The following is a 19,964-nucleotide window of genomic DNA, read 5'->3' as shown; positions in this document are numbered from 1 at the left end:
GGGCTCCATGCAGAAGGTGATCTACCTCGACAACGCGGCGACGACGTTCCCCAAGCCGGACGAGATGCACGACGCGATGAGCCGGTTCTACCGGCAGTGCGGCGTCAACCCCGGCCGGACAGGGTGCGACCTGGCCCTCGAGGCGGAGGAGGTGGTCCACGGCACCCGCCGGAAGCTCACCGCGATGTTCAACGGGAGCCTCGTGCGGGCGGGGAAGGCGAAGGACCCGAACCGGCTGGTGTTCACCGCCAACGCCACCCACGCGCTGAACGTGGTGATCAAGGGGACGATCGTTCCCGGGGACCACATCGTCACGACCACCCTCGAGCACAACTCGGTGATCCGGCCCGTGAACCACATGGTCAGGCTGGGAGCCGAGGCCACCTTCGTGAGGCCCGACGGCGAGGGGTACGTGGACCCCGGGGAGATCCGGAAGGCCATCCGGAAGAACACGAAGCTCGTGATCGTGATCCACGCGTCGAACGTGATCGGCACCGTGCAAGACGTCTCGGCCATCGGAAAGGTCTGCCGGGAGGCGGGTGTCCTGTTCGCGGTGGACGCGGCGCAGACCGCGGGCGTCGTCGCGATCGACATGGCCGTGAGCCTGATCGACTTCGTCTGCTTCACCGGGCACAAGGGTCTGTTCGGCCCGACGGGGACGGGAGGGGTGTGCGTGGCCGACGACGCCTCCGTCACGGCGACCGTCTGGGGAGGGACGGGCGTGCGGTCCGCGGAGCTGTACCACCTGGAGGAGTACCCGTACCGTCTCGAGGCCGGGACGCTCAACCTCCTCGGGATCGCCGGGCTCAGGGCGGGACACGACTGGATCGAGGGGCGGGGGATGGACGCGATCCTGCGGCACGAGCTGGAGCTCCTGGGGAGGCTCGAGGACGGCTTCTCCCAGATCAAGGGGGTGCGGCTCCACGGCACGAAGCGGCTCGACCGTCGCGTCGCGGTCTCGTCGATCACCGTGGACGGCTACGACCCCTCCGACATCGGCACGATCCTCGACGTGGAGTACGGCATCCAGACCCGCACCGGCCTCCAGTGCTCGCCGCTCGTCCACGAGCACCTCGGCACGGCGCCGCGCGGCACCGTCCGCTTCTCCATCGGACCGTTCAACACGCGCGAGCACGTGGAGACGGCGGTTCGCGCGGTCGGGGAGATCGCCGCCGATCGGAACGGCTAGAACATCTTCTCGCAGGACGTAAGCGTGGCTTCCCGCTCCTCCCTCTCGACCCAGTACGTCGGCTTCCCGTCCTTCCAGGCCAGGTCGAGGGGGTCCTCGCGGAAGCCGCGCGACAGGAGCGCGAAGGGAGCGAGCACCACGTAGTAGAAGACGCCGAGGATGACCCGGGTCATGACCCACGACAGCGCTTCCGCGAACTTCATCCACACGCGGAAGAGGCGCAGCCACAGGGGGAAGAACAGGAGCGCCGAGAGAGAAACGGCGGCGGCCGCGGACGACCACGCGACGGCGCGGTCCCCGCTTCTCCGCCACGCCGAGAACGCGGCCAGGGCGAGGAAGAAGACGACGAGGATCAGGGCGAACCGACGCGCCTGCGTTGCTTCCCCCGGCTTCTTCCTGCGCACGGCTTTCGCCCTCCTACAATCCAGTTCGAGTTCCTTCGTCCGCGCGGCGTCCCGGGCCGGGAGGCTCTGATCCCGCCGATCGACGAGGTAACTCCCCAGGACGAGGTAGTCCATGTTCGTGCGGGCGAAGCAACGGTAGGCGTCCTCCGGTGTGGCCACGATCGGCTCGCCCCGGACGTTGAACGAAGTATTCACGATCACCGGGCACCCCGTCTTCTCGTAGAACTTCTCCAGAAGGCGGTGGTAGCGCGGATGGTCCTCGCGCGAAACGGTCTGGATGCGCGCCGAGTAGTCCACGTGCGTGATCGCCGGCACGGTGGAACGGATCGTCTTGAGCTTGTCCAGGCCACGGTGACGGTCACCCTGAACCGGCAGGCGTCGTTGCGGGTGGACCGGCGCGGTGAGGAGCATGTAGGGGCTCTCGACGTCCAGCTCGAAGTAGTCGCGGGCGTGCTCCTTCATGACGGACGGGGCGAAGGGACGGAACGACTCCCGGAACTTGATCTTGAGATTCATCTTGCTCTGCATCTCGCGACTTCGCGCGTCGCCGAGGATGGAGCGGGATCCGAGCGCACGGGGTCCGAATTCCATCCGTCCCTGGAACCAGCCGATCACGTTCTCCTGCTGCATCAGGTCGGTCACGCGATCCAGGAGAGCGTCGAAGTCGTCGAAACGTGCCGCACGGATCCCGCGTTCGGCGACGAATCGGCCGATCTCGACGTCGCCATAGGAGGGGCCGAGCAGCGTGGCTTGCTGGAGGTCCTTCGATCCGTCCACCACGCGGCCGTGGCCGAGCACCTGGTGATGGACGAAGAGCGCCGCCCCCAACGCTCCACCGGCGTCTCCGGCGGCGGGCTGGATCCAGATCCGCCGGAAGAGCCCCTCGCGGAGGATCTTGCCGTTCCCCACGCAGTTCAGGGCCACGCCGCCCGCCATCACGAGGTTGGGGGAGCCGGTCTGCTCACGGGCGAACCGGGCCATGTTGAGCATGACCTTCTCGGTCACGACCTGGATCGACGCCGCCATGTCCATTTCGCGCTGCGTGAGCCTGCCCTCCGGCGGCCGCGGCGGCCCGCCGAACAGGCGATCGAACCGCCGGTTCGTCATCCGGAGCCCGGCGCAGTAATCGAAGTACCGGAGGTTCAACTTGAACGAGCCGTCCTCCCTGAGGTCGATCAGCTCGTCCAGGATCAGGTCCGCGTACGTCGGCTCACCGTAAGGCGCGAGACCCATGAGTTTGTACTCGCCGCTGTTGACCTTGAATCCGGTGAAATACGTGAAGGCGGAGTAGAAGAGCCCCAGCGAGTGCGGGAAGTGGATCTCCTTGAGGATCCGGATCGTGTTCCCCTCGCCCAGTCCGAGGCTTGCCGTCGCCCATTCGCCGACCCCGTCGAGGGTCAGAATCGCGGCCGCCGGGAACGGCGAGGGGAAGAACGCGCTCGCGGCGTGGGCCTGGTGATGCTCGGTGAAGAGGATCTTCCCGTCGTAGTCCAGCTCCTCGCCGATGTTCTCCCGCATCCAGAGCTTCTTCTTGAGCCAGAGAGGCATGGCCTTGACGAACGAGCGGATCCCTCGCGGCGCGTACCGCAGGTAGGTCTCGAGCAGCCTCTCGAACTTGAGGACGGGCTTGTCGTAGAAGACGACGTAATCGAGCTCGTAGGCGGACCGGAGGCCCCCCTGCTCGAGACAGTAGGCGACCGCATGGCTCGGGAACCCGGAGTCGTGCTTGAGGCGGGTGAAGCGCTCCTCCTGGGCCGCCGCCACGATGCGCCCGCCCACCACGAGGCACGCGGCGCTGTCGTGGTAGTAGGCGGAGATCCCGAGGATGGCTTCGTTCATCGCCCCGCTCCACCCGCCGGGGTCGGGAGGGCCGGGCGCGTCACGGGGCCTAAGGCGACGATCGACACCGGCGTACCGTCGGCGAGCAGGTCGTACAGCTCGCGAATGTCCGGATTGAACAAGGCGATGCACCCCGCGGTCCAATCGTGGTACTCGCCCATCGCGCCGGGGTCCGCGTCCCCCTCTCCGAAATCCGTGCGCGCCGCGGCGCGCTCCCGGCGGTGAGCGCGGCGGAGCGAGCGCGTGAGCGACCGCTGCTGGCCGTGGAGCATGATAAGCCCGCCGAGGCGCGTGTTCTGGGGCGGGCATTCGCCGCGATCGAGCGCCTCGGCGATCTTCCGGCGCTGAGCCTCGCCGATCCGCTTCTCCTTCACGCCCCGATCGGCGTCCTCGAGGCCGGGGTAGCTGATCCACAGGCTGCGGTGATACTTCGACGGCCGATGGGCGCAGATCGCGTAGTTCCCCTCGGGCGTGCGCTGGTCGTAGCGCCGGCTCTTGGCTCCCCTCGATTGCTGGCTGAGCTGGATCCGATACGCCTTGACCATGCGGTCGCCCACCCACAGCTCGCACCGCCGCTCCGCCTTGATCACGAGCAGGCGGGCTCCCTCGAGCTTGCGGCCCGGGCCGAGCGCGATGCCTTCCGCATCGAGGACGAGGGGGAGCGGCTGCTCGGGGCCGAAGAGCGCGGCATCGTAGCGGGCGTAGGTGAGCCCCCAGGGTCCGACCCGGAACGCGCCGGCCTCGGCGGCGCCGAGGGCCGACGCCCCGATCACGAGCGGCAGGATCAGGAACCGGCTAAGCATCTCGGCCGGCGTCCTCGGCCACGGGCCGCGAGCGGGAGGCGATGCCGCTCCAGTCAATGGCGTCGTAGACGATCTCGACCACCGAGCGGATCTCGACCTCGAGGGCGTGGACCCGCGCGAGCTCGAGGAGCTGGTCGGCGCAGTTGTGGCAGGGGCAGGCCACGATCCGCGCCCCCGTGTCGCGAATCTGGGCCGCCTTGATCGCGCCGCTCGAGATCCTCCGCTCGCCGTACTCCTCCATGGCCAGGAGCCCGCCGCCGCCGCCGCAGCAGTAGTTCTGCTCGCGGTTCGGCGTCATCTCGACGAGCTTCTCCGCCACGCGCGCGAGCACCCGCCGCTGCGGGTCGACGATCCCGCCCCAGCGGACCAGGTTGCACGGGTCGTGGAGGGTCAGAGGCAGCGCGTTCCTCGAAGGGTCGACGAGCAGCCGGTCCCCCGCGAGGTACTCGTCGAGCAGCTCGAGAACGCTCCTGACCCGGACGGGGTACGCGCCGTCGAGCCACTCGGGACCTTCCCAGCGGAAGGACCGGAAACCGTGGCCGCACTCCGACACCACGATCTCGGAGGCGCCGAGGCGCTTCGCCTCTTCCACGGCACGGCGCGTCAGCTCCGCCGCGGAAGCGTCGTCCGCCGCGAAGAAGCCGTAGTTCGTCACGTCGAACACGCGGCTCGACAGCGTCCAGCTCTCTCCCGCCGCGTGGAACACCCCGGCCGCCGCCTGGAGCGAGAGAGGGAAGAACTTCACCTCGCGGGGGTTGACGAGGTAGAGCACGCGGCTCCCGGTCTCGTCCACGCGGACGCGGGCCTCCTTGTCCCCCGTCTCCCGCGCCAGCTCCTCCGAGAGCCATGACGCGGTCTCGACCAGCTCCTCCCGGGGGATGGACATCTGGTTTCCGTCGCGGATCTGGTTGTCGAGGGTCTGCCTCAACCCGGAGGGGGTGAGCCCCGCCGCCCCCAGCACCCGCCGGGCCGCCTGCATCACGGCCGAGACGTCGAGGCCGACCGAGCAGTGGAGCGAGCAGCGGCCGCACCCGGTGCACCGCCCGAAGACCGCGTCCGCCAGCTCCTCGAGCGCGTCCGGCGTGAGGTCTCGAGCGCGGGAGAGCCAGGGGGCGTTTCGGCCGAGGAGCGAGCGGCGTCCGCGGAGCAGCGACGCGAGCTTCTCGACCTTCGCCGCCGGGAGGTTCTCCGGCACCGGGTCGGCCAGGTAGAAGTGGCAGCTCTGGCCGCACAGCCCGCAGCGGACGCACGCCTTCGCGTGCAGCTCCGCGCGGCTTCCCGCGACCCCGTCGAGGGCGCGGAGCGCCGCGACGAGATCGACGCGGCCCGCGCGATCAGCCGCGTCCGCCATCGCCGCCTCCGCCGGGGGGATAGACTCCGCGGAACCCCAGCCTCCCGCTCAGGTCGGCTCGAGCGAGGTAGAAGAAGACCGCGTGGCGGAGCTTCCCGACGGGAAGATAGACGAGCAGGATCGTCGCGACGATCCTGAGCGCGACGGCGGACAGGACGCCGGCCCAGAAGGCCACAGCACCCGAAAGGAGCGCCGCGATCATCAGGCTCGCGAGGTAGTCGTCGGGAGGGCTGATCCTCCGGAGCTCCGCGGTCGCGAGCCGCTTCACCAGGAGGAGCAGGCCCGCCGCGACCCCCGCCCCGGCGAGCGGCGCCAGGAGGAGGCGCCACGAGGAGAGAGCGAGAGGCGGGGCGAGCGCGCGGAGAGCAGCACGGTGAGGAGCGACGCCGCGACGCCGAGATGGAGCAGCAGGCCCGCGGTGAAGGCGACGGGGTGCCGTCCCGCCGATTCCTTCCTCGTCGGCAGCATGGCGGTCGTGAAACCGTAGAGGATGCCGCGCGCCGCCCGCCCCGCCGCCGGCGCCCGGGGCGCGCGGATCCCGCGGCGCGCCGCGCTCGCCTGGACCGCGAGCGCCGCCGCCGCCCACACGGCGGACGTCACGAGCAGCACGAGGGACAGGGACGCCATGGGAGCCGGCCTAGACGCAGCCGTCGGGCTTCGGGAGGCCGGCGATTCGGCACGCGCCCTTGGCCGGGCCCGACCGGAACAGTCTGAACACGTCGCGGACCCCGAGGTTCGCCTCCTTGCAGAGGACGCGCACGGGCGGCGCGAGATCGTGCTCCATCCAGTACGTCCGGATGAAATTCACCACCGCCCAGTGCGGCCCGGTCATCTCGGGTATCCCCTCTTCGCGGGCGATCGCCTCCGCCACCGCGGGTCCCCACGTCTCCGGGTGCTGGAGGAAGCCATTGCCGTCGATGGGGTATTCGTCGTCGCCGACTTTCATGATCTCCGCCTCGGAAAAAAAGGTCCGTTGCGCGAAGGCGCCATTGTAGGATGAAACGGTTGAGCGGCGCGACAGGCCGGCTCGGCGGCCCCCGGACGAGCAGCGATGGCGAGCCAACGAGAGAAAAGGAGGAACCCATGCTGAAGGAGTTCAAGGAATTCGCGATGAAGGGGAACGTGGTCGACATGGCCGTGGGCATCATCATCGGCGCCGCGTTCGGGAAGATCATATCGTCCGTGGTCAACGACATCCTGATGCCCCCGATCGGGCTCCTGCTGGGCAAGGTGGACTTCTCGAACCTGTTCGTCGACCTGTCGGGTCAAGGGCACCCCTCCCTCGCGGCGGCGAAGGCGGCCGGCGCGGCGACGATCAACTACGGCGCGTTCATCAACACCGTGATCGACTTCCTGATCGTCGCCTTCGTGATCTTCCTGCTCATCCGGCAGATGAATCGCCTCAAGAAGGAAGCTCCCCCGGCGGCGCCCAGCACGAAGGAGTGCAGCCGCTGCCTGTCGATGATCCCGCTGAAGGCGACTCGCTGCCCGCATTGCACGTCGGATCTCAAGGCCGCGTAGTTCTGCGGCCGAGGTAGGGGAGAGGTATGGCGCTCGGACGAGTGGTTCTCCTGGTCTACGCGGCGCTCATGCTGCTGGGCGGGATCGCCGGGTACGCGAAGGCGGGCTCCAGGCCGTCGCTTATCGCCGGCACGGCGAGCGCGATCCTGCTCCTGGTGGCTTGGCGGCTCTCCACCACGAACCCTCCGATGGGATACTGGGCCGGGACCGCCCTGGCGCTCGTGCTGTCCGGGATGTTCGTCGTGAGGCTCGCTCGCACGGGGAAGGTCATGCCTTCGGGGGCCCTCCTGGCGCTCAGCCTCGTCGCGGCCGGCCTCCTAGCGGTGGCCGCGCTCGGCGCCTCGAAGAGCACCTAGTCCCCGAGGTCGGCCTTGCGCAATCTCAGGCTGTTGCTCACCACCGAGACGCTCGACAGCGCCATCGCGGCCGAGGCGAGCACCGGGGAGAGCAGCCAGCCGGTCCAGGGGTACAGGACCCCGGCGGCGATGGGGATTCCCAGGGTGTTGTAGCCGAACGCCCAGAAGAGGTTCTGCCGGATCGTCGCGATGGCGCGGCGGGCGAGGCGGATCGCGCGGACGACGCCGCCAAGGTCCGCGCCCACCAGCGTCACGTCCGACGCGGCGATCGCCACGTCGGTCCCGGTGCCGATCGCGATCCCGAGGTCGGCGGTCGCGAGCGCGGGCGCGTCGTTGATGCCGTCCCCGACCATGGCGACCTTGCGCCCCTCTGCCTTGAGCCGCGCGATCTCCGCGGCCTTCCGGTCGGGCAGGACCTCCGAGATCACCGTGGAGATGCCGACCTCCCGGGCCACCGCCTGCGCCGTCGCCCGATGGTCACCGGTGAGCAGCACGACGTCGAGCCCCAGCGCCTTCATCCGGGCGATCGCCTCGCGCGCCCCTTCGCGCACCGGATCCGCGACCCCGATGAGCCCCAGCGGCTTCCCGTCGACCGCGACCCAAACCGGCGTCCTTCCGCGCGCCGCGAGGTCCTCGGCGCCCGCGAGGAGGCCACCGTCCGCGACGCCCTCCTCGTCCAGGAGGCGCCGGCTGCCGAGGACGAGCCGCCGTCCCTCGACGTACGCCACGATCCCTCGGCCCGGCCTCGCGTCGAAGCCGGAGAACGGCGAGAGCACGAGACCTCGCCGCCGCGCCTCGGCCACGATCGCCTCGCCCACCGGGTGCTCCGAGCCCGCCTCCGCCGACGCGGCGAGGCGCAACAGCTCGTCCTCGGAGCCCCCGCCCTCCGTGGGGATCGCGTCGGTCACCGCGGGAGAGCCGAGGGTCACCGTGCCCGTTTTGTCGAGGACGACGGTGTCGATCGTGCCCGCCGACTCGAGCGCCCCGCCCCCCTTGACCAGGATCCCTGCCTCGGCCCCCCGACCGGTGGCGACCAGGATCGCGGTGGGGGTCGCGAGGCCCATGGCGCAGGGACACGCGATGATCAGCACCGCGACCGCGTTGACCAGCGCGGCGGCGAGGCGGGTCTCGGGAGGCGCCGCGAGGAACCACGCGAGAAAGGTCAGGGCCGCCGCCAGGAGCACCGCCGGCACGAAGACCGCGGCGACCCGGTCCGCGAGACGCTGGATCGGCGCCCTCGAGCCCTGGGCCTCCTCGACCATCCGGAGGATCTGCTGGAGAACCGTGTCCTTTCCGATCCGCGTCACGCGGAATCGAAACGACCCGGTGCGGTTCATCGTGCCGCCGGAGACCGAGGCACCGGGGCCCTTCGGCACCGGGGAGCTCTCGCCGGTGAGCATGGACTCGTCCACCCGCGAATCCCCTTCCTGGACCTCGCCGTCCACGGGAATCCTCTCGCCGGGGCGCACCACGACCACGTCGCCGACGGCGACCGCGTCCAGCGAGATCTCGATTTCCTCGCCGCCGCGGATCACCCGCGCGCTCTTCGCCTGGAGGCGAGCGAGCTTCCGGATCGCGGAGGACGTGCGGGCCCGGGCGCGGGTCTCGAGGAGCTTGCCGAGGAGGACGAGCGCGATGATCCCCGCGACGGCCTCGAAATAGACCGGCGGGGCGGCGTGCGGCGATGCGCCGCGCCCGGGAGCGACGAGTCCCGGGGCGACCGTGGCGGCCAGCGAGTACAGGAGCGCCGCGCCGGTGCCCAGGGCGATCAGCGTGTTCATGTCGACGGTGCGGTGCCGGAGGGCGGCCCACGCCCGGGTGTAGTACGACCGGCCGCTGTACAGGACGATCGGCAAGGTGAGAGCAAGCTCGATGAAGCTCGCTCCCCGGACGCGGAGCGCGCCGTGGGCCATGCCCAGGACGAGGACCGGGAGGCCGAGGGCGGCGGCCACCGCGAAGCGACGCCTGGCCTCCGCGGTCTCCCGCTCCCGCGCCGCGGCTTCCGGATCCCTCGCCGTGCCTTCCGGCGGCGCGGGCGCCGGGAGCACGAGCTCGTACCCCGCGGTCTTGACCGAAGCCGCGAGGTCCGCGACACCGACCGCCATCGGGTCGAAGGTGACGGTGGCCCGGTTCGTGGCGAGGTTGACGCTGGCGGAGCGGACGCCAGGTGTCGCCGCGAGCGCTTTTTCCACGTGGCGCACGCACGCGGCGCAGTTCATGCCGAGGACCGGCAAGTCCAACTTCAGCACCTTGCCCGCCGCAGCGACCGCACCGGGAACCGTCGTCTCGACCAAGCGAACCTCGTCCCGACCCCCAGCATCGCACTGCGCCTTGGGCCGTTCAACCGGCCCGGGAAGACATAGATGCGGGCGGGCCGCCCGGCGATACGATCCGTCTTGCTACAATGCCGCCTCCCGCGCGGGCGGCCCAGAGCGAGGAGTTCCCCGTGTCGAACGTCTACGACCCACGCGAGATCGAGCCCCGCTGGCAGGCTCACTGGCTCGAGCACCGCACCTTCGCGGTCCCGAACCCGGGGCAGGCCGGCTTCGATCCCTCGCGGCCGAAGCACTACGTGCTCGACATGTTCCCGTACCCCTCCGGGGCGGGGCTGCACGTCGGTCACCCGATCGGCTACATCGGCAGCGACATCGTCGCGCGCCGGAAGCGGATGGAGGGGTGCAACGTCCTCCACCCGATGGGCTGGGACGCCTTCGGTCTTCCGGCGGAGCAATACGCGATCCAGACCGGCAAGCACCCGAAGGAGACCACCAGGGCGAACGTGGCGAATTTCCGCCGCCAGCTCCGGCTCATCGGACTCTCCTACGACTGGGACCGCGAGGTCAACACCAGCGATCCGGCCTACTACCGGTGGACCCAGTGGATCTTCACGCGCCTTTTCGACCAGGGGCTCGTTTACCGGGCCGACGTCCCCGTCTGGTGGTGCGAGGAGCTGAAGACCGTCCTCGCCAACGAAGAGGTGATCAACGGCCGCTCAGAGCGCGGGAACTACCCCTGCGTCAGGCGTCCGCTCAAGCAGTGGATGTTCCGGATCACGGCGTACGCCGACCGGCTCGTCGATGATCTCGACCTCCTCGAGTGGCCCGAGTCGGTCAAGGCGATGCAGCGGGAGTGGATCGGGCGGTCGCGGGGCGCCGACATCGTGTTCCCCCTGGCGGGAGCGTCGGGCCAGGCCCTCACCGTGTTCACGACGCGCCCCGACACGCTGTTCGGCGCGACGTTCATGGCGGTCGCGCCGGAGCACCCCTTGCTCCCGCGGATCGCGACCGACGACCGCCGCGCGGAGGTGGAAGCGTACGTCGCGGCGGCCGCGTCGAAGTCCGACCTGGAGCGCACCGACCTCGCCAAGGAGAAGACCGGCGTGTTCACCGGGGGATACGCGCTGAACCCGCTGCTCGACCCCGCCGACCCGCGGGCGAAGATCCCGGTGTTCGTCGCGGACTACGTCCTGATCAGCTACGGCACCGGAGCGATCATGGCGGTCCCGGGACACGATCAGCGGGACTTCGAGTTCGCCACCGAGCACGGCCTTCCGATCGTGGAGGTGGTCCGCCCGCCGGCGGGGACGCCGGGACTCGCCGACGGGGTCTGCTTCACGGGCGACGGGACCGCGGTGAACTCCGGCCCGATCGAAGGCCTCCCCACCCCGGAGGCGAAGGCGGAGACGATCCGCGTCCTCGAGGAGCGGCGAGCCGGGAGCCCGAGGACCCAGTACCGGCTCCGGGACTGGCTGTTCAGCCGCCAGCGCTACTGGGGGGAGCCCTTTCCCCTGCTCCACCTCGAGGACGGCACGGTGGTGCGGGTGCCGGACGACCGGCTGCCGGTGGAGCTGCCCGAGATGACCGACTTCACCCCCTCGGCGGACGGCTCGCCGCCGCTCGCGAGGGCGAGGGAGTGGCTTCTGACCACGGACCCCGCGTCCGGTCGGCCGGCGCGCCGCGACACCGACACCATGCCCGGCTGGGCGGGCTCCTGCTGGTACTGGCTCAGGTTCATGGACCCCGGGAACGACGCGGCCCCGTTCGCACCCGAGGCGGAGAAATATTGGGGGCCGGTGGACCTCTACATCGGCGGCGTGACCCACGCGGTGCTGCACCTCCTCTACGCCCGGTTCTGGCACAAGGTCCTCTACGACCTCGGCGTCGTCTCGACCCCCGAGCCCTTCAAGCGGCTGTTCAACCAGGGGCTCCTCGTGGCGCCGGCCTACATGGACGCCACCGACCGGCTCGTTCCCGTGGACGAGGTGGACGAGGTGGAGGGGAAGTTCGTCCGCCGGTCCACGGGGCAGGAGGTCCGGCAGATCGTCGCGACCATGTCGAAGTCGCTGCGCAACGTCGTCAACCCGGACGACGTGATCGCGGAGAACGGCACCGACGCGTTCCGGCTCTACGAGATGTTCATGGCGCCGCTGGCCGATCAGCGTTCCTGGAGCTCCCGCGGGATCCTCGGCTGCCGCAGGTTCCTCGACCGGTCGTGGAGGCTCCTGGTGGACCCGGAGAGCACCGATCCGATTCGGCCGGGCCTGCGCTCGCCGGACGGGCCGCTCGAGGGGCCCGCGCTCGAGCTGGAGCGTTCGCTCAACCGCATGCTGAAGCGCGTGGACGAGTCGTTCGTCGAGTTCAACTTCAACACCGCCGTCGCCGGGATGATGACGTTCGTGAACGACGCCTCGGAACGACCGGGCGCCTTGACCCGGAGCCAGGCCGAGCGCTTCGTGCGGGCGCTCTCCCCGTTCGCGCCGCACGTCGCCGAGGAGCTGTGGCGCCGCTTGGGCCACGCCGAGTCGATCGCCCGAGCCGATTGGCCCCTGCCCGATCCCGCCTACCTCGAGGACGAGACGTTCGAGCTGGTGGTCCAAGTGCTCGGCAAGGTGCGCGGCAAGGTCGTGGCGCGGCGCGGGGCGGGGGAGGACGACCTGAAGTTCCTCGCGCGCGGCGCCGTCGAGAAGTGGCTCGAGGGGAAGACGATCGTCAAGGCGATCGTGGTGCCGGGGCGGCTCGTCAACTTCGTGGTGAGGTGACCGCGGGCGTCGAGACTCAGGCTACGCGGGACTTCGACTTACGTCCAGGATGTGGCGAGGGTACTCAACCCCGGAGGGCGACATACTGAACCTCGCGAAGAATGCGGGGGCCGATGTGGGGGCTCAGAGACTCAGGTGTGACGAATTCCACGCGTCTGCCGAGGAGGGATTCCAGGAAGAACCCGAGGTTCATGAAACTGTCGAAGTTCTCTTGCCCGGCCTTAACTCCACGATGAGGTCGACATCGCTCTCGGCGTGAGCCTCCCCACGCCGGAACGAGCCGAAGAGTCCGAGCCGATGGACGCCGAACGACCGGAGAGACGCTTCTTGTCCTTGAAGCCTGGCGATGACCTCTTCCGGCTGCGCGACGGTCACTCGTGACCTCGGCCCACCGCACATTCTCCGGAACGGCGGGCCGCTGCAACTACCGGCGGAGTCTACCACTTGGGTCCGACGAACGCGACTTCGATGCGAGCGGTTCGGCGGCTGATTGGACGGTGCCGGCATACGAGCCAAAGCACGACCCGCCAGAATGGGCACGATCACCCAGACCGTGGGTCGTCCTATCGAGACGTGGTGTTTGACTTCACATCCGCGAAAGGCCAAGTTGAGGGCATGAGGAGGTAGCATGCGAACGATCAAGACGTTGACGTCGATCGGGTTCCTCGGTCTCGTCGCCCTCGCGGTCGTCGGTGCGACCGCGGCGAAAGTACCGGGCCATCAACCCACGCACTATGGATTCGACTGGTCCATCACGCAAGAACCGGGATCCGAGAAGGCGTTCAGGTGCACGCTGGAGGTTCGCGATCTGGATACCGGCATGATCATCACGCAGCCGATGCTGTTGTCCAGGTGGGGCGAACGAGCTGAAGTGACGGCGAAGGGCGAAGGTTTCGATCTCACGGCGTCGGCCGTCGTGAGCGCCGACGGTCACAAGGCAGAGTTCGAGGCGAAGCTGCTCAGTCAAGGCCGCCCGGTCGCCAAGAATCAGGCCAGCGTCGGGCTTTAGGGCGACCACGCGGCCCGAGGGAACCAAGGTCATCCACGTGGTCGCGACGCTTCCGTTCCATGCACGAGTCTACCCGTCCGACTGAACGAAGAGGCGCGAATCTCCGGCGTTCGGTTCATGATCGCCAGGTCGTCCTGACGCGACCGGTGGAGGATGGCCTTACCGGCCTCGGCGGCGGCGTAGGATCTACTTCCTGTCCGAGGCCATCCGCGATGCATCCGGGAGGCCTCGCGGAAACCACCGCCAGCCGCGATCCCGGCGTTCGCGACCGCGCCGAGAAACGCGCTCGCGGCGTGCAGTCGGTTCGCCTCGATGCGGTCCGACAGGTTGAGCCACGCGCTCACCAGCGCGCCCGCCACGAATCCCGTCTGGACGCTCATCGTCAGCCACGACTGCTGGCCGCCGTCGAGCCGCCACTGCCGCGTCAGCTGCGGGACAACCGCCGAGGCCGAGAACCAGAGTCCCATCGCGAGGAGCTCGGCGATCAGCAGCAGACCGACGTTCCTCGTCTTGGCGAGCATCCGCTAGGTTCGTCCTACCTTTCTCCCCGCTCCTCCGCTTCGCCGGGATCGTCAATCCGGCGCGATCGCAGCCCTCACACGACGATGAGGTCGTGCCGCGCGAGGGCGCCGATCACGACGGTCCTGGCTTCGAAGACTACGCCGGCGCGATATTCTGGTTCGTGCGGAACAGGTTGCGGGGATCGTACTTCCTCTTGATCGTCGCCAGCCGCTCGTAATTGGTCCCGTACGCCGAGTGCACGCGCGCCGTCTCGTCCGCGGTCATGAAGTTCACGTAGACGCCCCCCGTCGCGAACGGCTTCGTCTTCTCGAAGAAGTCGCGCGCCCAGGCGATCCCCTTGCCGTCCTCTTCCGCCGTTTCCCAGCGGCCATGAACGTTCACGGCAAACAGCGTATCCCGGTGCGGGTACGCCGTGGCGTCCGGCTTGACCCGCATCGTCTGCCCCCCGATGCACCCGAAGAAGATCTCGCAGTGGGGCGACGGCAGGCGGTGCACCGAGTCGATCAGGGCGTCGATCGCGCCGTCGGCGAGGGAGGCGAAGTTGTGCGACTTCCAGTAGTTGCGGGCGCCCGGCGTGAGCAGGGGATCGAACGCCTGCTGCCACGACGTGTAAGGCTGGGCGCCGAGGTGGGCCCCGACCGGTGTCCCCAGGGATTGGGCCTTCGACAGGATCTTCTCGCCCTTGGCCGGATCACCGGCGTAGAAGACGGCGAACGCGACGATCTCCCTGCCATGCACGGCGGGGGGCAGGAACGGCAGCGGGGGCGCCTTGCGCGCCACCACCCACACGGTCGCCTCGTCAGGCAGGCTCGGCAGCCACTCGCGGTAGGCGGTGAGCACCTTCTTCGCTTGGTCGATCGGGTACACGACCAGGCCCGAGTACACCTGAGGCCCGAGCGGGTGGAGCTGGAACTCGAAGCCGGTCACGACACCGAAGTTGCCGCTGCCTCCGCACAGCGCCCAGAAGAGGTCGGGGTTCTCGCCGGCGCTCGCGCGAAGGAGACCGCCGTCGGCGGTGACGATGTCGACGGAGAGGAGGTTGTCGCAGGTCATGCCGGCCTTGCGCGAGAACCAACCGAACCCACCGCCGAGGGTGAGTCCCGCGACGCCCGTCGTCGAGTTGATACCGAGCGGCGTGGCCAGCCCGAAGGCCTGCGCCTCGTGGTCGAAGTCGGCCAGGGTTGCGCCTCCTTCGACCCAGGCGCGGCGGGCCTTCGCGTCCACCCGTACCGACCTCATGAGCGAGAGATCGACGACCATCCCGCCCTCGCAGATCGCGCTGCCCGCGATGTTGTGCCCGCCCCCTCGGACGGACAGCAGCAGGGAACGATCGGCGGCGAATTTGACGGCGCGCATGACGTCCGAGGTCCCGCGGCAACGAACGATGAGCGCAGGGCGGTGGTCGATCATGGCGTTCCAGATCGCGCGCGCCTCGTCGTAGCCGGGGTCTCCTTTCAGCACGAGCTGGCCACGCAACGATCCACGCAGCGAATCGACGGCGGCCGCGTCCAGAGACGTCGCCGTGCGCTCGAGGGTCATGATTTCGACAGCGGACATGCGCTCCTCCCTTCGGCGACCGGCAAGTGCGAGATGCTCTTCCCGAATATCGCCTAAAAAATATCCATTATATCACCCCGGCTCCATCCGGACTCGGCACACCCCCGTTGCTCCTCCTCGACACGGATCTGCTCGGGCTCGCGTGAGGAGCTCGACGTCGTCATCGGGTGAGGGATGGCACGACGGGCTCGATGCGTGATCGGAGCGGGGGGATCAGAACACGCCGGGGACGAGCCGCTTGGTTCGGGCGCAGTAGGACGCGTAAGCGGCTCCGAGCGATGCGGTGAGCGCCCTCTCCTCCTTCAAGATGCGGTTACCCACGGCCAGTGTGATGGGGAGGAGCAGAAGCAGCATGCCGAGCCAGTTGCCGAAAGAGACGCCGAGCCCGACGAAGGCGATCAGCAGACCCGCATACGAGGGGTGGCGTACGTAGTGGTAGAGCCCGGTCTCGACGACGGTGTGCTCGCGCTGGATCGCCACGTCCACGGTGAACAGGCGCCCGAGCGTGATAATGGCCGTCCAGCGGATGCCGAGCCCGAGGACCATGAGAACCAAGGCGATCACGCCAAGAAGTCCCGGCGAGCCGGGCAGGCGCGCCTCGGGAACGCCTCGAGTCACGATGGCCAGGGCCACGCCCAGGGAGATGGCCGCCCAGAGAAGGCGCATCGAGCCCCGATCCTGGACGTCGGCGAGGCTCGGATTCGCGCGCTTGACGACGGCGAGCACGATCTCCGAGGCCGGGAAGAGCGCGACGACGGCCCACAGCGTGAAGTAGAGCATCATCGTTGTCCCCTTTTCTTGCACGATTGTACCGCCCAGGCCGGTCGGGAGGCTCCGGCTTGAAATGACTCCCCGCTTCGGTCAGCATAGACGCCCGGAGGACGCAGTTCTTCCCTATCGAGAGGACGAATCATGACCCCACGCGTTCGAGAGATCCTGTCCTGGTACGAGAGCGACAACCCGGGCGTGAAGGCGAACCTCGCCCGCATGCTCAACCACGGAACCCTGGCGGGTACCGGGAGGATGGTGATCCTGCCGGTCGACCAGGGCTTCGAGCACGGTCCGGCGCGGTCGTTCGCGCCGAATCCCCCCGGCTACGACCCGCACTATCACTTCCAGCTGGCGATCGACGCGGGCTGCAACGCGTACGCGGCGCCGCTGGGATTCATCGAATCCGGCGCGTCCTCTTATGCCGGCGAAGTCCCGCTGATCCTGAAGCTCAACAGCCACGAGACTCTGCTGTCCGACAAGGACCCGATATCGGTGCAGACCGGAAGCGTCGGCGACGCGCTCCGGCTCGGCGCGTCGGCCATCGGCTACACGATCTATCCCGGCTCGAACTTCGCCGGCGAGATGTACGAGCAGATCCGCGACCTCGCCGAGGAGGCCAAGGCGGCCGGGCTCGCGGTGGTGATCTGGTCGTACCCGCGCGGCACGAGCCTCTCGAAGGAGGGGGAGACCGCCATTGACGTCGCGGCGTACGCGGCGCAGATCGCGGCGCAGCTCGGCGCCCACGTCATCAAGGTGAAGCTCCCGACGGGTTACGTCGAGCAGGACGCGGCGCGCAAGGTCTACGAGAAGGAGAAGGTCCCGATCGGCACGCTCACCGAGAGGGTCCGGCACGTCGTCGAGGCCGCGTTCGGCGGTAGGCGGATCCTGATCTTCTCGGGCGGCGCCAAGACCGGGGACGCGGAGCTCCTGGAGCAGGCGAGGGCGATCCGCGACGGCGGAGGCTTCGGCTCGATCATGGGCCGCAACTCGTTCCAGCGCCCGAAGGACGACGCGGTCAAGCTGCTCCACGCGATCATGGAGATCTACAAGGGATAGGCGGCCCTCACGCCGCCTCGACCTCGAAGCAGCGTCCTCCCCACCGGAGCGCCTCGAGGTAGAGGTCCGGGCAGCGGAGCTCGGGGATGCCCGCCGCCTCGGCCCGAACGGCGAATTCCTCCCAGTCCCCCCGCTCGTAGGCGAGCGCGCAGGAGAACACGGCCCCGATCGGGCTCGGCTCGCCGAGGAGCGCCGCGATCGAGTCGGCCGAGATCGGCAGGTCCTTGAGGAGGGACCGGAGCGGCCGGTCGAGCACCGCGTCGATGAGCGAGAGCATCCCGACGAGAAACAGCTCCTCGGATCGACGCGCCAGCCCCGCCAGAGGAGCCAGTAACTCGCAGAAGCGCGCTCGCGTCGCCGCGTGGACCAGGAGCTCGTGCGGCTTGTCCTCCGCCATCCCGGTGAGGACGATCACCGTGACCCAGCGCCGGACCTCGCTCTCCCCGAGTAGCACCAGCGCTCTCTTGATCGAGCCGATCCGCTGGCGCCAGCCGAACCAGGCGGAGTTGATGTACCGCAGGAACTTGTAGCAGAGCCCGGCGTCCTGTTTCAGGATCCGCTCGATCCGTGGAAAATCCAGGTCCACCCGGTTGACCTCCTGCAGGATGCCGAACAGGTGGAGCTTGTATCCGGGGATGTCCTTGGTGGCGAGAATCGCCGGGCGGGCGAAGAAGTACCCCTGGAAGTGGGAGTAGCCGGCTCGAACGGCCTCTTCGAACATCTCTCGGGTCTCGACCTTTTCCGCGAGCATCCTGATCCCTCGCGGGGCCATCCGCCGGACGATCGCCGCCCGCTCGTCGCCCCCCGTCGCCAGGACGTCCACCTTGACGAAGTCGGCGAGCGCGACGAGCGCCTCGTATTCCGGCCGGTCCACGAAGTCGTCGAGGGCGAGGAGGTATCCCTCGCTCTTGAGCCGGCCGCAAGCCGCGAGGACATCGGGCTCGGGGGCGACGGTCTCGAGGAGCTCCACGACGGTGTGGGCCGGCGGGAGGAGCGCGGCGTGCTCCTTCATCAGCACCTCCCGCGTGACGTTCACGAACGCCTTCTTCCCGCCGGTGATCGTCTCGAGTCCGAGGAGGTGCACGCTGTCCGAGATCACCTTCGACGCGGCGGCGTCGAGGTCGTCGGTCCGGCAGGCGTTGTCGAGGCCCGACCGGAACAGGAGCTCGTAGGCGAACACGTTCTGCTCGCGATCGAAGATCGGCTGCCTGGCGAGGAAGACGTCCAACGCGAACCCCCGCTCCGCCGCGAATCTAGCGCGAGGCGCCGGCGGCGGCAAGGCTCGGGCTCAGTCGGTGGGCGATGACGAAGCCTCCCGCCACGGCGCGACCCAGAGGAGCAGAACGAGCCCCGGGATCGCCGCCGCGGCGCAGAACGTGAAGAAGCCGGTCCAGCCGAGCGCCTTCGCCAGGAATCCCGTCGGGGCGGCGGCGAGCACGCGGGGGATCCCGGTCAAACTGCTGAACAGCGCGAACTGCGTCGCGGTGAAGCGCTTGTTCGTCTGGCTGGCCATGTACGCGGAGTACGCGGCGGCCCCCATTCCGAAGCTGAAGTTTTCCAGGCTGACCGCGCCGGCGAGGATCCCGTAGATCCTCCCGGCCTGCGCCAGGGCCGCGAACGCCAGCACCGACAGCGCCTGGAGGATGCCGAACGCCCAGAGCGACCGGCGGATCCCGAGCTTCAGCATGACGATCCCACCCACCAGCCCCCCGCAGATCATGGATACCAGCCCGAAGACTTTCACCACCGCGGCCAGCTCGGTCTTGCTGAACCCGAGATCCAGGACGAAGGGAGTGGTCATGGCCGAGGCCATCTGGTCGCCGACCTTGTAGAGGACGATGAACGCCAGGATCAGCCAGGCCCTCCGCCGGCGGAAGAAATCGACGAACGGCTCCACCACGGCGTCGCGAAGCGAGCGCGGAGGCGGGGCGTCGATGACGGGCTCGCGGCAGAGGAGGGCGGTCACGACCCCCACCGACATCAGACCCGCCATGAGGAAGTAGACGCTGCGCCACGGGACCCGGTCCGCCAGGGCCAGCGCGAGCGCCCCCGACACCAGCATGGCCAGCCGGTATCCGCTCACGAACACCGAAGTGCCGAACCCCAGCTCGACCTCCTCCAGCGCCTCGCGCCGGTAGGCGTCGAGCACGATGTCCTGGCTGGCGCTTGCGAACGTGAGAGCGAGGGCGAGAACGGCCACGCCGGACGGGGAGACGGCCGGGCTCGAGAGGCCGACGCCGGCGATCGCCGCGGCGACTGCGAGCTGAGTCAGGAGCATCCAGCCGCGCCGCCGGCCGAGAAAGGGCGGAACGTACCGGTCGAGCAGGGGCGACCAGAAGAACTTCAGGGTGTAGGGCAAGCCGACCAGCGCGAACAGACCGATCGCGCCGAGGTCCACCCGCTCGTCCTTCAGCCAAGCTTGGAGGGTGGATCCCGTCAGCAGCAGCGGCAGGCCGGACGAGAACCCTGCCAGGAGCTGCGCGAGCATCCTCGCGCTGAAGACGACGCGGTGCACCGGCGGGCGGGTCGCCATGGCGGGACACCCTAC

18 protein-coding genes and 1 pseudogene are annotated in these 19,964 nt (G+C 69.1%); 6 read left to right on the top strand and 13 right to left on the bottom strand.

The genetic code is table 11. From position 1 onward, the window contains the following. Positions 1-7 precede the first annotated feature (7 nt). Positions 8-1,189 carry an aminotransferase class V-fold PLP-dependent enzyme gene (locus LAO51_03325; protein ID MBZ5637770.1) on the top strand — a complete coding sequence of 394 codons (1,182 nt, stop codon included), beginning with the start codon at positions 8-10 and terminating at the stop codon, positions 1,187-1,189. Here LAO51_03325 and LAO51_03320 read toward each other — a convergent pair. From LAO51_03320 to LAO51_03295, 6 genes are read right to left on the bottom strand one after another with little or no spacing between them, the layout of a single operon-like run. Continuing rightward, positions 1,186-3,432, bottom strand: a complete 2,247-nt coding sequence (locus LAO51_03320) for a carbamoyltransferase (protein ID MBZ5637769.1) — start codon at positions 3,430-3,432, stop codon at positions 1,186-1,188. The two genes, LAO51_03325 and LAO51_03320, sit on opposite strands and share 4 nt — an antisense overlap. Next, the gene (locus LAO51_03315) at positions 3,429-4,235 is read right to left on the bottom strand and encodes a L,D-transpeptidase family protein (protein MBZ5637768.1); all 807 of its coding nucleotides are present in this window, start codon (positions 4,233-4,235) and stop codon (positions 3,429-3,431) included. The genes LAO51_03320 and LAO51_03315 overlap by 4 nt, the downstream gene beginning before the upstream one ends. Next, positions 4,228-5,586 (bottom strand): (Fe-S)-binding protein, encoded by a 1,359-nt coding sequence (locus LAO51_03310; protein MBZ5637767.1) that lies wholly within the window; start codon positions 5,584-5,586, stop codon positions 4,228-4,230. The genes LAO51_03315 and LAO51_03310 overlap by 8 nt, the downstream gene beginning before the upstream one ends. Continuing rightward, complete coding sequence (locus LAO51_03305; GenBank protein ID MBZ5637766.1) at positions 5,570-5,854, bottom strand: hypothetical protein; 285 nt, start codon at positions 5,852-5,854, stop codon at positions 5,570-5,572. Before LAO51_03305 ends, LAO51_03310 begins: the two co-directional genes overlap by 17 nt. Then, positions 5,851-6,213, bottom strand: coding sequence for a hypothetical protein (locus tag LAO51_03300; protein MBZ5637765.1), 363 nt, complete (start codon positions 6,211-6,213; stop codon positions 5,851-5,853). The genes LAO51_03305 and LAO51_03300 overlap by 4 nt, the downstream gene beginning before the upstream one ends. 10 nt (positions 6,214-6,223) lie before the next feature. Continuing rightward, positions 6,224-6,532 carry a TusE/DsrC/DsvC family sulfur relay protein gene (locus LAO51_03295; GenBank protein MBZ5637764.1) on the bottom strand — a complete coding sequence of 103 codons (309 nt, stop codon included), beginning with the start codon at positions 6,530-6,532 and terminating at the stop codon, positions 6,224-6,226. A gap of 137 nt (positions 6,533-6,669) precedes the next feature. Between LAO51_03295 and mscL the strand changes: the two genes are divergently transcribed. Together mscL and LAO51_03285 are read left to right on the top strand one after the other, a co-directional pair. Then, on the top strand, positions 6,670-7,107 hold the full coding sequence (gene mscL / locus LAO51_03290; protein MBZ5637763.1) for a large conductance mechanosensitive channel protein MscL: 438 nt from the start codon (positions 6,670-6,672) through the stop codon (positions 7,105-7,107). Between the two features lie 26 nt (positions 7,108-7,133). After that, positions 7,134-7,463 (top strand): TMEM14 family protein, encoded by a 330-nt coding sequence (locus tag LAO51_03285; GenBank protein ID MBZ5637762.1) that lies wholly within the window; start codon positions 7,134-7,136, stop codon positions 7,461-7,463. Here the strand turns inward: LAO51_03285 and LAO51_03280 are convergent. Further along, on the bottom strand, positions 7,460-9,682 hold the full coding sequence (locus tag LAO51_03280) for a heavy metal translocating P-type ATPase (protein MBZ5637761.1): 2,223 nt from the start codon (positions 9,680-9,682) through the stop codon (positions 7,460-7,462). The two genes, LAO51_03285 and LAO51_03280, sit on opposite strands and share 4 nt — an antisense overlap. Positions 9,683-9,867: 185 nt before the next feature. Here LAO51_03280 and leuS point away from each other — a divergent pair, with 185 nt between their 5' ends. Further along, positions 9,868-12,501 carry a leucine--tRNA ligase gene (gene leuS / locus LAO51_03275; protein ID MBZ5637760.1) on the top strand — a complete coding sequence of 878 codons (2,634 nt, stop codon included), beginning with the start codon at positions 9,868-9,870 and terminating at the stop codon, positions 12,499-12,501. A 64-nt stretch (positions 12,502-12,565) separates the two neighbouring features. On the opposite strand, the pseudogene LAO51_03270 reads toward leuS, so the two are convergent. Continuing rightward, positions 12,566-12,900 (bottom strand): annotated as a pseudogene (locus tag LAO51_03270) (nucleotidyltransferase family protein). A gap of 229 nt (positions 12,901-13,129) precedes the next feature. Between LAO51_03270 and LAO51_03265 the strand changes: the two are divergent. After that, a complete protein-coding gene (locus LAO51_03265) occupies positions 13,130-13,510 on the top strand; it encodes a hypothetical protein (protein ID MBZ5637759.1) in 381 nt (126 codons plus the stop codon). A 29-nt stretch (positions 13,511-13,539) separates the two neighbouring features. Here the strand turns inward: LAO51_03265 and LAO51_03260 are convergent, their stop codons facing one another. The 3 genes from LAO51_03260 to LAO51_03250 all read right to left on the bottom strand — a co-directional run bounded on the left by LAO51_03260 (position 13,540) and on the right by LAO51_03250 (position 16,372). After that, positions 13,540-14,031: a hypothetical protein gene (locus LAO51_03260; protein ID MBZ5637758.1), complete on the bottom strand. Its 492-nt coding sequence runs from the start codon at positions 14,029-14,031 to the stop codon at positions 13,540-13,542. A gap of 136 nt (positions 14,032-14,167) precedes the next feature. Then, positions 14,168-15,589 (bottom strand): FAD-binding oxidoreductase, encoded by a 1,422-nt coding sequence (locus tag LAO51_03255; GenBank protein ID MBZ5637757.1) that lies wholly within the window; start codon positions 15,587-15,589, stop codon positions 14,168-14,170. A gap of 213 nt (positions 15,590-15,802) precedes the next feature. Continuing rightward, on the bottom strand, positions 15,803-16,372 hold the full coding sequence (locus LAO51_03250) for an isoprenylcysteine carboxylmethyltransferase family protein (GenBank protein ID MBZ5637756.1): 570 nt from the start codon (positions 16,370-16,372) through the stop codon (positions 15,803-15,805). A gap of 129 nt (positions 16,373-16,501) precedes the next feature. Here LAO51_03250 and LAO51_03245 point away from each other — a divergent pair, with 129 nt between their 5' ends. Further along, complete coding sequence (locus LAO51_03245) at positions 16,502-17,416, top strand: class I fructose-bisphosphate aldolase (protein ID MBZ5637755.1); 915 nt, start codon at positions 16,502-16,504, stop codon at positions 17,414-17,416. Between the two features lie 7 nt (positions 17,417-17,423). Here LAO51_03245 and LAO51_03240 read toward each other — a convergent pair whose 3' ends face one another. Together LAO51_03240 and LAO51_03235 are read right to left on the bottom strand one after the other, a co-directional pair. After that, complete coding sequence (locus LAO51_03240; protein MBZ5637754.1) at positions 17,424-18,644, bottom strand: HDOD domain-containing protein; 1,221 nt, start codon at positions 18,642-18,644, stop codon at positions 17,424-17,426. A gap of 60 nt (positions 18,645-18,704) precedes the next feature. Continuing rightward, entirely contained in the window at positions 18,705-19,949 is a 1,245-nt protein-coding gene (locus LAO51_03235) for an AmpG family muropeptide MFS transporter (protein ID MBZ5637753.1), read from the bottom strand. Positions 19,950-19,964 lie beyond the last annotated feature (15 nt).

This window comes from Terriglobia bacterium (assembly GCA_020073205.1).
Taxonomy (GTDB): domain Bacteria; phylum Acidobacteriota; class Polarisedimenticolia; order Polarisedimenticolales; family JAIQFR01; genus JAIQFR01.
The sequence above is the reverse complement of the archived record's forward strand: the minus strand, read 5'-3'. Positions and strand labels throughout refer to the sequence as shown.

What these genes read in the sequence shown, in the direction of transcription:
- LAO51_03325 (MBZ5637770.1), top strand. Translation starts at nt 8, where the DNA reads ATGCAGAAGGTGATCTACCTCGACAACGCGGCGACGACGTTCCCCAAG.
- LAO51_03320 (MBZ5637769.1), bottom strand. Translation starts at nt 3,432, where the DNA reads ATGAACGAAGCCATCCTCGGGATCTCCGCCTACTACCACGACAGCGCC.
- LAO51_03315 (MBZ5637768.1), bottom strand. Translation starts at nt 4,235, where the DNA reads ATGCTTAGCCGGTTCCTGATCCTGCCGCTCGTGATCGGGGCGTCGGCC.
- LAO51_03310 (MBZ5637767.1), bottom strand. Translation starts at nt 5,586, where the DNA reads ATGGCGGACGCGGCTGATCGCGCGGGCCGCGTCGATCTCGTCGCGGCG.
- LAO51_03300 (MBZ5637765.1), bottom strand. Translation starts at nt 6,213, where the DNA reads ATGGCGTCCCTGTCCCTCGTGCTGCTCGTGACGTCCGCCGTGTGGGCG.
- LAO51_03295 (MBZ5637764.1), bottom strand. Translation starts at nt 6,532, where the DNA reads ATGAAAGTCGGCGACGACGAATACCCCATCGACGGCAATGGCTTCCTC.
- mscL (MBZ5637763.1), top strand. Translation starts at nt 6,670, where the DNA reads ATGCTGAAGGAGTTCAAGGAATTCGCGATGAAGGGGAACGTGGTCGAC.
- LAO51_03285 (MBZ5637762.1), top strand. Translation starts at nt 7,134, where the DNA reads ATGGCGCTCGGACGAGTGGTTCTCCTGGTCTACGCGGCGCTCATGCTG.
- LAO51_03280 (MBZ5637761.1), bottom strand. Translation starts at nt 9,682, where the DNA reads ATGAACTGCGCCGCGTGCGTGCGCCACGTGGAAAAAGCGCTCGCGGCG.
- leuS (MBZ5637760.1), top strand. Translation starts at nt 9,868, where the DNA reads ATGCCGCCTCCCGCGCGGGCGGCCCAGAGCGAGGAGTTCCCCGTGTCG.
- LAO51_03265 (MBZ5637759.1), top strand. Translation starts at nt 13,130, where the DNA reads ATGCGAACGATCAAGACGTTGACGTCGATCGGGTTCCTCGGTCTCGTC.
- LAO51_03260 (MBZ5637758.1), bottom strand. Translation starts at nt 14,031, where the DNA reads ATGCTCGCCAAGACGAGGAACGTCGGTCTGCTGCTGATCGCCGAGCTC.
- LAO51_03255 (MBZ5637757.1), bottom strand. Translation starts at nt 15,589, where the DNA reads ATGTCCGCTGTCGAAATCATGACCCTCGAGCGCACGGCGACGTCTCTG.
- LAO51_03250 (MBZ5637756.1), bottom strand. Translation starts at nt 16,372, where the DNA reads ATGATGCTCTACTTCACGCTGTGGGCCGTCGTCGCGCTCTTCCCGGCC.
- LAO51_03245 (MBZ5637755.1), top strand. Translation starts at nt 16,502, where the DNA reads ATGACCCCACGCGTTCGAGAGATCCTGTCCTGGTACGAGAGCGACAAC.
- LAO51_03235 (MBZ5637753.1), bottom strand. Translation starts at nt 19,949, where the DNA reads ATGGCGACCCGCCCGCCGGTGCACCGCGTCGTCTTCAGCGCGAGGATG.